Annotated in this window: 12 protein-coding genes; 7 read left to right on the plus strand and 5 right to left on the minus strand. The window is 69.3% G+C overall.

Annotation, left to right across the window (positions count from 1 at the left end; genetic code table 11):
- Nucleotides 1-9 precede the first annotated feature (9 nt).
- Nucleotides 10-780, plus strand: coding sequence for an ABC transporter permease (locus AUL33_RS10495; RefSeq protein WP_062207411.1), 771 nt, complete (start codon nt 10-12; stop codon nt 778-780).
- Nucleotides 773-2,410: an ABC transporter ATP-binding protein gene (locus AUL33_RS10500; protein ID WP_062207340.1), complete on the plus strand. Its 1,638-nt coding sequence runs from the start codon at nt 773-775 to the stop codon at nt 2,408-2,410. Before AUL33_RS10495 ends, AUL33_RS10500 begins: the two co-directional genes overlap by 8 nt.
- On the opposite strand, the gene AUL33_RS10505 is transcribed toward AUL33_RS10500, so the two are convergent.
- The 5 genes from AUL33_RS10505 to AUL33_RS10525 all read right to left on the minus strand — a co-directional run bounded on the left by AUL33_RS10505 (nt 2,407) and on the right by AUL33_RS10525 (nt 7,970).
- The gene (locus AUL33_RS10505) at nt 2,407-3,195 is read right to left on the minus strand and encodes an ABC transporter ATP-binding protein (RefSeq protein WP_062207342.1); all 789 of its coding nucleotides are present in this window, start codon (nt 3,193-3,195) and stop codon (nt 2,407-2,409) included. The two genes, AUL33_RS10500 and AUL33_RS10505, sit on opposite strands and share 4 nt — an antisense overlap.
- The gene (locus AUL33_RS10510; protein ID WP_082652500.1) at nt 3,192-4,283 is read right to left on the minus strand and encodes an iron ABC transporter permease; all 1,092 of its coding nucleotides are present in this window, start codon (nt 4,281-4,283) and stop codon (nt 3,192-3,194) included. Before AUL33_RS10510 ends, AUL33_RS10505 begins: the two co-directional genes overlap by 4 nt.
- A gap of 108 nt (nt 4,284-4,391) precedes the next feature.
- The gene (locus AUL33_RS10515; protein ID WP_062207347.1) at nt 4,392-5,531 is read right to left on the minus strand and encodes an ABC transporter substrate-binding protein; all 1,140 of its coding nucleotides are present in this window, start codon (nt 5,529-5,531) and stop codon (nt 4,392-4,394) included.
- 287 nt (nt 5,532-5,818) lie between these two features.
- Nucleotides 5,819-6,613, minus strand: a complete 795-nt coding sequence (locus AUL33_RS10520) for a TIM barrel protein (protein ID WP_062207349.1) — start codon at nt 6,611-6,613, stop codon at nt 5,819-5,821.
- A 103-nt stretch (nt 6,614-6,716) separates the two neighbouring features.
- Nucleotides 6,717-7,970, minus strand: a complete 1,254-nt coding sequence (locus AUL33_RS10525; protein ID WP_244492122.1) for an AGE family epimerase/isomerase — start codon at nt 7,968-7,970, stop codon at nt 6,717-6,719.
- 231 nt (nt 7,971-8,201) lie between these two features.
- On the opposite strand from AUL33_RS10525, the gene AUL33_RS10530 reads away from it, so the two are divergent.
- The 5 genes from AUL33_RS10530 to AUL33_RS10550 all read left to right on the plus strand — a co-directional run bounded on the left by AUL33_RS10530 (nt 8,202) and on the right by AUL33_RS10550 (nt 13,230).
- Entirely contained in the window at nt 8,202-9,380 is a 1,179-nt protein-coding gene (locus AUL33_RS10530) for a beta-propeller fold lactonase family protein (RefSeq protein ID WP_062207353.1), read from the plus strand.
- 356 nt (nt 9,381-9,736) lie between these two features.
- Nucleotides 9,737-10,645: a metal ABC transporter substrate-binding protein gene (locus tag AUL33_RS10535; RefSeq protein WP_062207355.1), complete on the plus strand. Its 909-nt coding sequence runs from the start codon at nt 9,737-9,739 to the stop codon at nt 10,643-10,645.
- Nucleotides 10,646-10,742: 97 nt separating this feature from the next.
- Nucleotides 10,743-11,507, plus strand: a complete 765-nt coding sequence (locus tag AUL33_RS10540; protein ID WP_192843179.1) for a manganese/iron ABC transporter ATP-binding protein — start codon at nt 10,743-10,745, stop codon at nt 11,505-11,507.
- Nucleotides 11,504-12,376, plus strand: coding sequence for a metal ABC transporter permease (locus AUL33_RS10545; protein ID WP_062207357.1), 873 nt, complete (start codon nt 11,504-11,506; stop codon nt 12,374-12,376). Before AUL33_RS10540 ends, AUL33_RS10545 begins: the two co-directional genes overlap by 4 nt.
- Nucleotides 12,373-13,230, plus strand: coding sequence for a metal ABC transporter permease (locus tag AUL33_RS10550; RefSeq protein WP_062207359.1), 858 nt, complete (start codon nt 12,373-12,375; stop codon nt 13,228-13,230). The genes AUL33_RS10545 and AUL33_RS10550 overlap by 4 nt, the downstream gene beginning before the upstream one ends.
- Nucleotide 13,231 lies beyond the last annotated feature (1 nt).

Genomic DNA, 13,231 nt, shown 5'->3' on the forward strand with positions numbered 1-13,231 from the left:
CTCGCGCTCATGGTGATCGCCGCCGTCTTCGCGCCGCTGATCGCGCCCCATTCGGCCTCCGAGCCGGTCGGCGATCTCTGGATGCCGGCCTCTCCGGAAGCGCTGCTCGGCACCGACAATATCGGCCGCGACCTTCTCTCCCGCGTCATCTGGGGCGCCCGCATCACCTTCGCGATCGCCGGCGCGGCGACGATCCTCGCCTTCGCGCTCGGCATGACGCTCGGCTTTCTGGCGGCGGTGCGCGGCGGCGCGGTGGATCTCGTTCTCTCGCGCGGCAATGACCTTCTCATGGCCGTGCCGACGCTGATCTTCGCGCTCGTGGTGCTTTCCGTCCTGCCGAAAAACGCCATCGTGCTGATCGCGGTGATGGGCGTCCTTGATTCAACCCGCGTCTTCCGCATCGCCCGCTCTCTCGCCGCTGATCTCGCGGTGTCGGATTTCGTCGAGGTCGCGCGCATGCGGGGCGAGGGCTGGGGCTGGATCGTGTTCCGCGAGATCCTGCCGAATGCGGCGACACCGCTTCTGGCCGAACTCGGCCTGCGCTTCACCTTCGCCGTGCTCTTCCTCTCGACGCTCTCCTTCCTCGGCCTCGGCGTGCAGCCGCCGGCCACCGACTGGGGCGGGCTGGTGCGCGAGAACACCGACGGGCTGGTCTTCGGCGTCAACGCCGCCCTCGTGCCGGGCGCGGCCATCGCGATCCTCGCGATCTCGGTCAATCTCGTCGCCGACTGGGTGATGACCCGAACCTCCAGCCTGCGGGGAGGGCGCGGCGATGCATGAGCCGCTCCTCGACATCCGCCATCTCACGATCGTCGCCCGCAACCGCGCGGGCTGGGGCCGCACGGTCGAGACGCCGATCGTCGACGACGTCTCCTTCACGCTGGAGCGGGGCCGCGTGATCGGCCTCATCGGCGAAAGCGGCGCCGGCAAGTCCACCATCGGGCTGGCCGCGCTCGGTCGCCAGCGGCCGGGGCTGCATGTCGCCGGCGGCGAAATCCGACTCGCCGGCCGGAACCTCGTCGGTCTCGCGCCCGCAGCGCTGCGCCGGCTTCGCGGCGAGAGCGTCGCCTATGTCGCGCAGTCGGCGGCGGCGGCGTTCAACCCGGCCTATCCGCTGCTGGCGCAGGTGATCGAGACCACCGTCCGCCACGGGCGGGCGACGCGGGCGCAGGCCGAGGCGCGAGCGCGCGATCTCTTCCGTCTGCTGGCGCTGCCCGAGCCCGAGCGCTTCGGAGACCGCTACCCCCATCAGGCCTCGGGCGGCCAGTTGCAGCGGGCGATGACGGCGATGGCGCTCTGTGCCGAACCCGCGCTCGTGGTCTTCGACGAGCCCACCACGGCGCTCGACGTGACCACGCAGATCGAGGTTCTCGCTGCCATCCGCGCCGCGATCGAGGACACCGGCACGGCGGCGATCTACATCACCCACGACCTCGCGCTCATCGCCCAGATCGCCGACGACATTCTCGTGCTGCGGGGCGGGCGCACCGTCGAGGCCGGCCCGCGCGAGGCGATCATCGAGCGCCCGCGCGAGGACTACACCCGCCGTCTTCTCGCCGCCCGCCGGACCGACGGGCCGGCCTCGATCGGCGAGCCCGCACCCGTTCTCGAAATCGCGTGGCTGGACGCCGGCTACGGCAACACCCCGATCCTTCACGGCATCGACCTGACGGTGGAGCGTGGACGCACGCTGGCCGTGGTCGGCGAATCCGGGTCGGGCAAGTCGACGCTGGCGCGGGTCGTCACCGGCCTGCTGCCACCCGGTGCGGGCACGATGCACTTCGACGGCCGGCCGCTCGCAGGGAGCCTTCGTCAGCGCACCAAGGACGAGCTGCGGCGCATCCAGATCGTCAACCAGATCCCCGATCTCGCGCTCAATCCGCGCCAGAGCGTCGGCGAGATCGTCGGCCGTCCGCTCACCTTCTATTTCGGGCTGCGCGGCGCCGAGCGCCGCCGCCGCGTCGAGGCGCTCTGCGACAGCATCGAACTGCCGGCCTCGCTTCTCGCGCGCTATCCGGCCGAACTCTCCGGCGGCCAGAAACAGCGCGTCTGCATCGCCCGCGCGCTTGCCGCCGAGCCCGAGCTCATCGTCTGCGACGAGCCGACCTCGGCGCTCGATCCGCTCGTCGCCGAAGGGGTGCTCAAGCTACTCGCCCGCCTGCAGGCCGAGCGCGGTGTCTCCTACCTCTTCATCACCCACGACCTCGCCACGGTGGATGCGATCGCTCACTCGGTGGCGGTCATGCGCGAGGGGCGGATCCTGCGCTCCGGGCCGCGCCAGACGGTGCTCTCGCCGCCCTTCGATCCCTACACGCAGGCGCTTCTCGCCAGCGTCCCGCAGATGCGGATCGGCTGGCTCGACGGCGTCCTTGCCGGGCGAAGCCTCGGCGGCGTGAAGGTGCAGAGCTAGGCACCTATCCCGCCGACCGACAGCGGATAGATCGCGGTGAAGCCGGTGTCGGGTATGTCGATCAGGTGGCAGTCGACGCCGTAGACGGCCCGCAGCGTTTCCGGCGTCAGGACGCTGCGGGTCGCACCCGCACCTTGCACCCGTCCCCCCGCCAGGAGCAGCGTCGAGGCGGCGTAGCGGGTGGCGAGGTTCAGGTCGTGCAGGATCGTCAGCGTCACCACCTCGTGGCGCCGCGTGTAGTCGGCGACGGCCGCCAGCATCTGCAGCTGGTTGGCGAGATCGAGCGCCGAGGTCGGCTCGTCGAGCAGCAGGAGGCGCGGGCGCCGCACGAGCGCCAGCGCCAGCGCGATCATCTGCCGCTCGCCGCCTGAAAGGGTGGCGGGCCGGGCGCGGGCGAAGCGCGTCAGCTTGAGCGTCTCGAGGATTTCCTCGGCCTGCGCCAAGCTGTGCGCCTGCGTGCGCCAGGAGCGCCGCCCGCCGTTCTGCGCCAGCAGCATCAGTTCGAACACGCTCAGCTGGACGTTGAGATGCGTCACGTCCTGCGCGACGTAGCCGACGAGGCGCGCTCGCTGCGCCAGGCTCGCCCTGGCGAGATCGATGCCGCCGAGATGCAGCCGCCCGGTAGCGGGCCGAAGGCCGCAGAGGCCCTTCATGAAAGTCGACTTGCCCGCGCCGTTCGGGCCGAGCACGGCCAGGATCTCACCGGGCGCCGCCGAGACGCTGACGTCCCGCACGATCTCCCGCCGGCCGATAGCGACGCCGTAACCTTCGAGGACGAGGCTCATCGGTCCAGCCCCCGCGTCTGGCGCAGCACGAGAAAGATGAAGAAGGGCAGGCCGGTCAGCGACGTCACCATGCCGAGCGGCAGCACCGCGCCGGGAACGATCGTCTTCGTCGCCAGCGAGGCGAGGACGGCGAAGACCGCGCCGACCGCGATCGTCGCCGCAATGGTAAACCGGTGATCCTCGCCGACGAGCATGCGCGCGACGTGCGGCCCGACCAGCCCGATGAAGCCGATGATGCCGACGACCGCGGTGACGGCGCCGGCGAGAAGCGCCGAGAGCGCCAGCATGAGGATGCGCAGCCGTCGAACGCGCACGCCGAACACCGCCGCTTCCTCGCCGAAGGAGCGCATCGCCGTCAGCGACCAGGCATTGATCATCACCAGCGGAAGCGCGGCGAGGCAGAGGCCTCCGGCGATCGCGACCTTCAGCCAGGTGGCGCGCTGCAGCGAGCCCATCAGCCAGAAGACGATGCTTTGCAGCTGGTCGACGCTCGCCATGTACTGAACGAGCGAGAGGAGCGAGGAAAAGACGAAATGCAGGGCGATGCCGAGCAGCGTGATCGATTGGACGCTCGTTCCCCCGCGCGATAGCGCGAGAACGAGGCCCGCCGCCAGCAGCGCGAAGAGAAAGGCGTTGACGGCCGTGACGAGTTCGGGCGGCAGGAAGGGCAGGGCGGAGGTCACCGAGACGCTGAAGCCGAGCGACAGCGCGGCGCCGAAGCCGGCGGCCGAGGAGACGCCGAGCGTGAACGGCTCGGCCAGCGGATTGTCGAGGATGGTCTGCATCAGCAGCCCCGACAGCGACAGGCTGACGCCGGTGACGAGCGCCATCAACGTCATCGGCATGCGCAGGTCCCAGACGATGAACCGTGTGGCAGCTTCTGCCGATCCCGGCCACAGCAGCGCCTCGGCCACCTCGCGCAGCGACAGCGTGCCCGAGCCGACCGCGATGTCGACGATGAACGTGCCGGCGGCGACCACCAGCAGGCCGGCGATGATCGCGATCCGCCGCGCGACCGAATGTCCGTAATCCCAGCTGGCGTCGCGCAACGCATCGCCGGAAAGAGGGGCGGGGATCGATGAGGCCATGACAATCCGGGGTGGTCGATGTCGGGACGGGCAAACCGCATCGAACGGGCCGCCTCGAAAGGCTGGCCCGTTCGGGTGAAGTTCCGGTTCGGTCGCGCGTGCCAGCCGTCAGTTGGCGGCGGGAGCCTTGGCGCCGAGGACGATCGGCAGATCCGCGGGCAGGCCGGTGAAGCGGCCGATCAGCGTCTTGAGGTCGGCGTCGGGATCGAGATCGGCGAAGCGCTCGGGATAGAAGGCTTTGGCCATGGATTCCACGGCGTAGATGTTCCAGGCGCTGGCGTAGAGCTGGTGGTAGAGGCCGTAGACGCGGTTGGTCTCGACGGCCTTCACATGCTCGAAGCCGGGACGGGCCACCAGCTTGCCGAGGGCGGCCTCGACGTCGGCCTTTGCTGCGCCGATGCCGAAGCCCGGCGAGACCGAGCCTTCGTTGCTAAAGGGCGATCCGGTCATCACGAACACGTCCGGCTGCGAAGCGATCAGCGTTTCCGTGGTGATGTCGCCGGTGCGGCCCTTCACGAGGGTGGTGCCGAGATTGTCGCCGCCGGCCGCCGTCACGAGCTTGCCCCAGTAGACGTCGCCATGGGTGAAGCAGCAGGAATCAAGGCCCTTCTGGCCGGCCTTCGCCTCGACGAACACCTTCGGCCGGGTCGTGCCCGCGATGCCGGCCGCAACGCTGGCCATGCGCGCGGCGTAGAAATCGGTATAGGCCTTGGCCTCCGCCTCGCGGTTCAGGACGCGGCCGAGGAGGTCGATGGTCTTCGGCGCATTCAGCGTCGGCTCCATCTCGGTGTCGATGAGGAGGATGGGAATGCCCAGCGTCTTCAAGCGGTCGAAGATCGCGGCATCGTCCAGCGCCTGCCGGACGCGGGTCTGGAAGATCAGGAGATCGGGCTTGGTGGCGGCGACCTGCTCGAGATTGACCTGTCCCTCGTCGCCGAACTTCATGTCGATGGGCTTCGCCGAACTGTCCGGCCACTGCGTCTGAAAGGCGGCCCAGGAGCGCGGATCGGAACGCGACAGGATGTTGTTCCAGGCGACGATGCGGCGGAAGGGATCCTGCCGGTCAAGCAGCGCCAGTGCGAAGAGGTCGCGTCCGTCCTGAACCACGATCCGCTGCGGCTCGGCGGCGATCTCGACCTCGCGGCCGGCGAGATCGGTGACCGTGAGCGGATAGTCGGTCGCCTGAGCGGGGGCGGCCGCGAGCGCGCAGGCACAAAGCGCAATCGCGCGAACAAGATGCGAGATCATAAGGGAGTAGTCCTTTCCAGACTCGAGCGTTCGCGAAGACCGCCGCCCTCCCACGCGAGCGTCTTCGTAGTATCGTGACGCCGCAGCGTCAGTTTCGCTTGTGTCGTCAAAAGTGGACGGCGTCAATCATATTTATAGGACGCGTCGTTTAGAGATCGCGAAGGCGCCAAGCGTTCGAACTTGTTTGGAATCATTCCGATGAGCGGTGGCGCTGCTGGGTTGAAGCGAGCGCGCGCGTCGCGTGTACTTCGGCGCGCGTTCGGTCGAAGGGCGGCGCGGCCCTTCGCTCAGAGGCTGAAAGCGTCGCGGAAGCGCTGGAGCGCCAGTTCGTCGTTGTCGAGGGGCCACGCCTCGAGGCCGATGACGCCGCGATAGCCCATGGCCTCTAGGGCGCGCGCGATGGCAGGATAGTGGATCTCGCCGGTGCCGGGCTCGTGCCGGCCGGGAACGTCGGCGACCTGAATCTCGCCGATATGGGGCAGCGCCCGGCGGCAGAGTTCGATCAGGTTCCCTTCGCCGATCTGCGCATGGTAGAGATCGAGGTTCAGTTTCAGCGATGGGCGGTTCACCGCCTCCACCAGCGCGATCGTGTCGGCCGCCTTCGCGAAGGGTGTCCGGGGATGGTCCACCGCCTCGTTGAGATTTTCGAGGACGAAGGTGACGCCCTCGCGCTCGCCGAGATCGGCGATGCGGCGCAGCGTGTCGACGGCCTTCAGCCACATCGTCCCGGTCACGACCTCGGATTTCACCACCGGCAGGCCCTGTCCGTCGAGTCCGGTGCCGTGCAGGTTGAGGCGCGGGCAGTCCAGCTCCTTCGCCACCGGGATCGACAGGGCGGCGGTGCGCAGCAACTCGTCGGCGCCCGCGTCATCGGCGAGCGTGCCGGTGACGTAGCCGGTCATCGAGGAGAAGGTCGCGCCGGAGCGCGCGAGGCCCGCGATGTCGTGCTTCGTCCAGTCCCAGATCTCGACGAGGAAACCCGCCGCCGTCAGCCGCGCCAGCCGCTCGCTCACCGGCAGCGCGGCGAAGACCATTTCGGCGCAAACCGCCAGCGGAAACGGGCTCGAACGGGTCTCGCTCATCGGGCGTCCTCAACGGTCATCGCGCTTGTCCTTGTGTGTTCCAGGCCGACCGACATTCGGGCGAAAGCGAGGGGATGCCAAGCCCTCGCGCTCGCCGCCTGCGTCAGTCGTCCAGCCGACCGGCGCGGATGCCGACGGCGAGGCCCACCGATGGCGGCAGGAGCGGCAGGAGACAGGCCTGCAGCGCATGATAGAGGTCGGGCTTGCCGGCAAAGGGTTCGGCCTTCGGCAGATTGTCGGCGCCGAGCTGCGGATGCCAGCCGCCGTTCTCGCGGTCGATCAGGCGCAGCGCCGCGAAGTCCCAGATCCGGCGATACCAGGTCTCGTAGAGCGGATCGTCGGTGACGGCGGCGAGTGCCGCGGCCGCGGCGATGCCCTCGCAGACCGGCCACCAGTAGCGGTCCTCGATCCGGGGGCGCCCGTCCCAGCCGAGCGTGTAGACGAACCCGCCGCGGGCCGCGTCCCAGCCGTCCTCGACCGCCCGTGCGAAGAGATGGCGCGCAGCCTCCAGCATCCACGGCGTGCGGCGCCCCTCCAGTTCCCAGAGCTGGACGAGGAGCCTCGCCCATTCCAGCCAGTGGCCGGGCGTCGTGCCGGCCGGGCGGAAGATCGGGTTGCCGTCGTAGGCCTTGTCGAGCGACCAGTCCTGCCGGAAATGCTCGGGCAGGTGCCAGTTCATCGCCCGCGCATGACGGTTGACGACGAGATCGGCGATGCGGCCGGCCATGGCGAGATAGCGGTCCTCGCCGGTCGCCTCGAACGCCGCCATCAGCGCCTCGGTCAGGTGCATGTTGGAGTTCTGGCCGCGATAGGTGTCGAAGGGCTGCCAATCCGCCGTGAACTCTTCCGCCGAGGCGCCGTGGTCCTCCTCCCAGAACCGCTCGGTGAGCACCTGCGTGACGTCGGCAAGCAGGCGGGGGGCGTCGGGATGCCCGGCCATGAGGGCGCTGGAGGCCGCGAGCAGCACGAAGGCGTGGCCGTAGGCCTGCTTCTTGTCGTCCACCGGACCGTTGCGGTCGAAGCTCCAGACATAGCCGCCGTTCGCGGGGTCGCGGTGGCGCTCCCAAAGCGCGCGCATGCCGTGGTCGACGATCGCCATGGCGCCCGGCCGGCCCATCATCGCGGCGAGCGCGAAGCCATGAACGAGGCGGGTCGTCGTGTGCAGCTCCGTCGGATCCGCTTGGCCGGTCGGCCGGCCGTCGGTGCCCGGGATGGAGAAGCCGCCCTCGGGATCGACGCTCGCGCCCTCGAAGAAGCGCAGGAGATCGTCCGCCTCCTGCCGCAGCCAGCGCCGATGGGCGCTCAGCGAAAGCCATTTGGGCTCGGGAAGACCGGCGGCGGCGTGCGATGGATGCAAGATCGGTGTCCTTGTCCTGTTCCGGCCCCCGCGCATACCAGAGCGCGCTGCTGGCGAGAAGATCGGCCCGGTGCGCGGCCGCTCAGCTGAAGCCGGAGACCTATATGTACCACTCCGCTCGAGGCCACCGTTTCGCGCTCTCCGAAGTGATCGGGGTCGCGCGCGGAACGGTGGCCTCGAGCGGATGCCGCGCCAGATGCGTCGCAGGTCAACGAACAAGGACGGGCGGACATGACGCAATCGACACGGGCGGGTTGGGCTTCGGCCGCAGCGGTGGCCATGGCGGCGATGGTCGCCGCCGTTCCGGCAGCCGAGGCGCGCACCTTCGTCTACGTCTCCGCGGCGGGCGGCGGTACGGTCGACGCCTACAGGCTGGACGAGGCGAGTGGCGCGCTGGCCCCGCTCGGCAAGGTCGAGGCCGGAGCCAAGGTCGGCCCGCTCGCCGTCAGTCCGGATCGGGCGCATCTCTACGCCGCCGTCGGCGCGCAGCCCTACCGGGTCGTGACCTTCGCGATCGATCCGCAGTCGGGCGCGCTGCGCGAAAAGGCCGTCGCCGCGCTGCCCGACGCCATGCCCTACATCGCGACCGACGTGACCGGACGCCTTCTCCTCGCCGCCTCCTACGGCGGAAGCTCGCTCGCCGTCCTGCCGATCCGGGCGGACGGCCTCGTCCTCGATGGCACGCGCCAGTTCGTCCCCGCCGGCCGCAATGCGCATGCGATCGTCAACGACCGGAGCGGTCGCTATGTCTTCGTCCCCGCACTGGGCTCCGATGTCGTCGAGCAGTTCGTGCTGAATGCCCGGACAGGGATGCTCGAACCCAACGATCCGCCGTCGGTCGCGACGAAGCCGGGTCTCGGGCCCCGTCACATGGCGCTGTCGCCGGACGGCAAGGCCGTCTACGTGATCGGAGAACTGACGGGCGAGGTCGTCCACTTCACCCTCGATGCCGATAGCGGGACGCTGCGCGCGGTCGAGACCGTTTCCTTCGTGCCGCCGGAGGCCGGCCTCGAGCCCGGCATCACGCCGCCACCGCCGCCGCCCTTCGGCGTCGAGGCGTCGCCTACTGAGCCGGCCGACGACGGCCGGCCGAGGGTCTGGGCCGCCGACATCGCCGTCACGCCGAACGGCCGCTTCCTCTACGCCACCGAACGCACCCAGAGCCGGATCGCGATGATGACCGTCGCCCCCGACACCGGAACGCTTCGCCATGTCAGCGATGTGCCGACCGAGACGCAGCCGCGCGACATCGCGATTGACCCCGCCGGGCGCTACCTCGTGGCCTCCGGCGAGAAGTCGGACCGTCTGGCGGTCTACGCGATCGACGCGGACAACGGTTCCCTCACGGAGGTCGGGCGCTATCCCGTGTCCGCCGGCGCCAACTGGGTCGAGATCGTCACGCTGCCCTGACGGCCGTCTCTCCCCCCGGGGGGGTGGGCTGTTCGCTCGCGCCACTCGCGCCGTCGCCGGAAGGGGCGAGGCTGCGGACGGTCGGCTGGCGAAGACATGCGGCCCGTCGCATGATCGCGACGGGGCTCGCCTCCTGGTTCCGCTGGCGACCTGATCAGCTCAGCTCAGCTCAGGTTCGTTTCACCCGGCCGGGCCCGGCCCGACCCAGCGCACCGCGCGTCCCATCCAGCGAACCACCGACGACTCAGCACGCCGCCCGCTCCCTAAATGCAAATGTTTCGCAAGTGCAATTGACTCCTGCAAATGGTTTGCAATATCAAGGTGGCATTGCTGAACGACGATGGGAACCTGACCGCATGACGCGAACTCGCCTGGGCCTTCTGGCTGCCGCCGCTCTCGGCCTCCTCACGGCCGGTGCCGGTGCGCAGGAGCCGGCCAAGCCGTTCAAGGTCGTCACCACCTTCACGGTGATCGCCGACATGGCCCGCAACGTCGCGGGCGAGGGCGCCGAGGTCGTCTCCATCACCAAGCCGGGCGCCGAGATCCACGGCTACGAGCCGACGCCGCAGGATATCGTGCGCTCGCGCGATGCCGACCTGATCCTCTGGAACGGGCTCAACCTGGAGCGCTGGTTCGAGCAGTTCGTCGGCAATCTCGGCGAGGTGCCCTCCGCCACGGTGAGCGAGGGCATCGTCCCCATCGCGATCACCGAGGGCGATTATGAGGGCCGCGCCAATCCGCATGCCTGGATGGGTCTCGACAGCGCCATCGTCTATGTCGACAACATCCGCGACGCGCTCGCGCAGCACGATCCCGCCCATGCCGCGCTCTACGCCGCCAATGCCGAAGCCTACAAGACGCGCATCCGCGCTGCGATCGAGCCGTTGCGCGAGCGGATCGCCGGGATCCCCGAGGCCAAGCGCTGGCTCGTCACCTGCGAGGGCGCCTTCAGCTATCTCGCCCGCGACTTCGGCCTTCGCGAACTCTATCTCTGGCCGATCAATGCCGACCAGACCGGCACGCCGCGCCAAGTGCGCAAGGTCGTCGATGGCGTGCGCGAGCACCAGATCCCGGCGGTCTTCTGCGAGAGCACGGTGAGCGACGCGCCGGCGCGGCAGGTGGCGCGCGAGACCGGCGCGGCCTTCGGCGGCGTCCTCTACGTCGACAGTCTCAGCGAGAGCGACGGGCCGGTGCCGACCTATCTCGATCTCCTGCGCGTCACATCGCAGACGGTGGCCGACGGTCTCGCCCCGCGCGTCGATTGACCCGCCCCATCCCGCCCGACCTCTTCCCCAAGGACACCCCATGCTCGACCGCGTGAGCGCCGCGACCCCGAACGAACCCGGCGGCGACGACGGGATCATGACCCGCGACGTCACCGTCACCTATCGCAACGGCCACACGGCGCTGCGCGACGCCAGCTTCGCCATTCCGCGCGGCACGGTGACGGCGCTCGTCGGCGTCAACGGCGCCGGCAAGTCGACGCTGTTCAAGGCGATCATGGGCTTCGTGAAGCCGGCGCGCGGCGAGATCCGCATTCTCGGACGCCCGATGAAACAGGCGCTGCGTGAAAATCTCGTCGCCTACGTGCCGCAGGCCGAGGAGGTCGACTGGACCTTTCCGGTCCTCGTCGAGGACGTGGTGATGATGGGACGCTATGGGCACATGGGCTTCCTGCGCCGCCCGTCGGCCGGGGACCGCGCAATGGTGGACACGGCGCTGGCGCGCGTCGGCATGGCGGATCTGCGCCGGCGTCAGATCGGCGAACTCTCCGGCGGCCAGCGCAAGCGGGTCTTCCTGGCGCGGGCGCTGGCGCAGGACGGGCAGGTCATCCTCCTCGACGAGCCCTTCACCGGCGTCGATGTCGGCACCGAGGAGCGGATCGTGGCCCTCCTCGGCGAACTGAAGCGCGAAGGCCGCGTCATGCTCGTCTCCACCCACAATCTCGCCAGCGTGCCGCAGTTCTGCGACCGGGTCGTCTTCGTCAAGGGAACGGTGCTGGCCGCCGGCCCGACCGCAACGACCTTCACCCCCGCCAATCTGGAGCGCGCCTTCGAGGGCGTCATGCGCCATTTTCCGCTCGACCTGCTCGCGCGGGCCCCGAAGCCCGAGCCGGTGCGGTCATGATCGAGCTTCTCGTCGAGCCCTTCGGCTACGGCTACATGCGCAACGCCATGTGGGTGTCGGCCCTCGTCGGCGGCGTCTGCGCCTTTCTCTCCTGCTATCTCATGCTCAAGGGCTGGTCGCTGATCGGCGACGCGCTCAGCCATTCCGTGGTGCCGGGCGTCGCCGGCGCCTACATTCTCGGCCTGCCTTTCGCGCTCGGCGCGTTCCTCTCCGGCGGCCTTGCGGCGGGGGCGATGCTGTTCCTCAGCGACCGATCCGGTCTCAAGGCCGACGTCGTGATCGGCATCATCTTCACCGCCTTCTTCGGGCTCGGCCTCTTCCTGGTCTCGATCCATCCGATGTCGGTCAGCATCCAGACGATCACGATGGGCAACATCCTCGCGATCACGCCGGGCGACACGCTGCAACTGGCGATCATCGGCTTCGTCTCGCTGGCGGTGCTCCTCGCCAAGTGGAAGGACCTGATGGTCACCTTCTTCGACGAGAACCACGCCCGCTCGATCGGTCTTCGTCCCGGCCTTCTCAAGGCCGTCTACTTCACGCTCCTCTCGGCTTGCGTCGTTGCGGCGATGCAGACGGTGGGCGCCTTCCTCGTCATCGCCATGGTGGTGACGCCGGGCGCCACGGCCTATCTCCTCACTGACCGCTTCCCCCGGATGATCGCGCTCGCCGTCGCCATCGGCACGGCGACGAGCTTTCTGGGCGCCTATGCCAGCTATTTTCTCGACGGGGCGACGGGCGGGGTCATCGTCACCCTGCAGACGTTCGTCTTCCTCGCCGCCTTCGTCTTCGCGCCGCGCCATGGGTTGCTGGCGGCGCGCCGCAGGGCCGCGAACGCCCTGCGTCCAAGCGGGGAGGCGTTGTCATGAGCCTCGAGACGCTGCTTCTGCCCTTCGAGTTTCCCTTCATGCGCAACGCCTTCCTCATCGCGGCGATGGTCGCGGTGCCCACCGCCATCCTCTCCTGCTTCCTCGTCCTCAAGGGCTGGGCGCTGATGGGCGATGCCGTCAGCCACGCCGTGGTGCCGGGTGTCGTGCTGGCCTGGATCGTCGGTCTCCCGCTCATCGTCGGGGCCTTCGCGGCCGGCATGGTCTGCGCGCTCGCCACTGGCTATCTCGCGGCCAACAGCCGGGTGAAGCAGGACACGGTGATGGGCGTGGTCTTCTCCGGCATGTTCGCCGTCGGTATCGTCCTCTACACCGCGACGCCCACGAACGAGCATCTCGACCACATCCTGTTCGGCAACATGCTCGGCGTGGGCACGGACGATCTCCTGACCTCCGGCCTCATCGCGCTCGGGGTCACCGCGGGGCTGCTCCTCAAATGGAGGGATCTCCTGCTCCACGCCTTCGATCCCGCGCAGGCGCGCGCCTCGGGGCTGGCGACCAGGCTCCTCCACTATGGCCTGCTGGCCGCGCTCTCGCTGACGATCGTCGCGACGCTCTCCTCGGTCGGGCTGGTGCTGGCGGTGGCGCTCCTCGTGACGCCCGGTGCCACGGCCTTCCTGCTGGTGCGCAGTTTCGCGCCGATGATGGCGGTGTCGGTCGCGGTCTGCCTCGGGGCGATGCTGTCGGGCACCTATCTCAGCTTCTTCCTCGACAGCGCACCGGCGCCGACGATCGTCCTCGTCCTGACCGCGCTGTTCCTCGCCGCGTTCGCCCGCCGGCTTTATCGAACCCGCGCGACCTCGAGGATGGCCGGAGCCGCCGGCCCGCCCGCATGAC

The sequence above is a fragment of the Aureimonas sp. AU12 genome (genome assembly GCF_001463705.1).
Lineage (GTDB): Bacteria > Pseudomonadota > Alphaproteobacteria > Rhizobiales > Rhizobiaceae > Aureimonas.

Coding starts and splice junctions, on each gene's coding strand:
- AUL33_RS10495 (WP_062207411.1), top strand. CDS start 10: ATGGTGATCGCCGCCGTCTTCGCGCCGCTGATCGCGCCCCATTCGGCC.
- AUL33_RS10500 (WP_062207340.1), top strand. CDS start 773: ATGCATGAGCCGCTCCTCGACATCCGCCATCTCACGATCGTCGCCCGC.
- AUL33_RS10505 (WP_062207342.1), bottom strand. CDS start 3,195: ATGAGCCTCGTCCTCGAAGGTTACGGCGTCGCTATCGGCCGGCGGGAG.
- AUL33_RS10510 (WP_082652500.1), bottom strand. CDS start 4,283: ATGGCCTCATCGATCCCCGCCCCTCTTTCCGGCGATGCGTTGCGCGAC.
- AUL33_RS10515 (WP_062207347.1), bottom strand. CDS start 5,531: ATGATCTCGCATCTTGTTCGCGCGATTGCGCTTTGTGCCTGCGCGCTC.
- AUL33_RS10520 (WP_062207349.1), bottom strand. CDS start 6,613: ATGAGCGAGACCCGTTCGAGCCCGTTTCCGCTGGCGGTTTGCGCCGAA.
- AUL33_RS10530 (WP_062207353.1), top strand. CDS start 8,202: ATGACGCAATCGACACGGGCGGGTTGGGCTTCGGCCGCAGCGGTGGCC.
- AUL33_RS10535 (WP_062207355.1), top strand. CDS start 9,737: ATGACGCGAACTCGCCTGGGCCTTCTGGCTGCCGCCGCTCTCGGCCTC.
- AUL33_RS10540 (WP_192843179.1), top strand. CDS start 10,743: ATGACCCGCGACGTCACCGTCACCTATCGCAACGGCCACACGGCGCTG.
- AUL33_RS10545 (WP_062207357.1), top strand. CDS start 11,504: ATGATCGAGCTTCTCGTCGAGCCCTTCGGCTACGGCTACATGCGCAAC.
- AUL33_RS10550 (WP_062207359.1), top strand. CDS start 12,373: ATGAGCCTCGAGACGCTGCTTCTGCCCTTCGAGTTTCCCTTCATGCGC.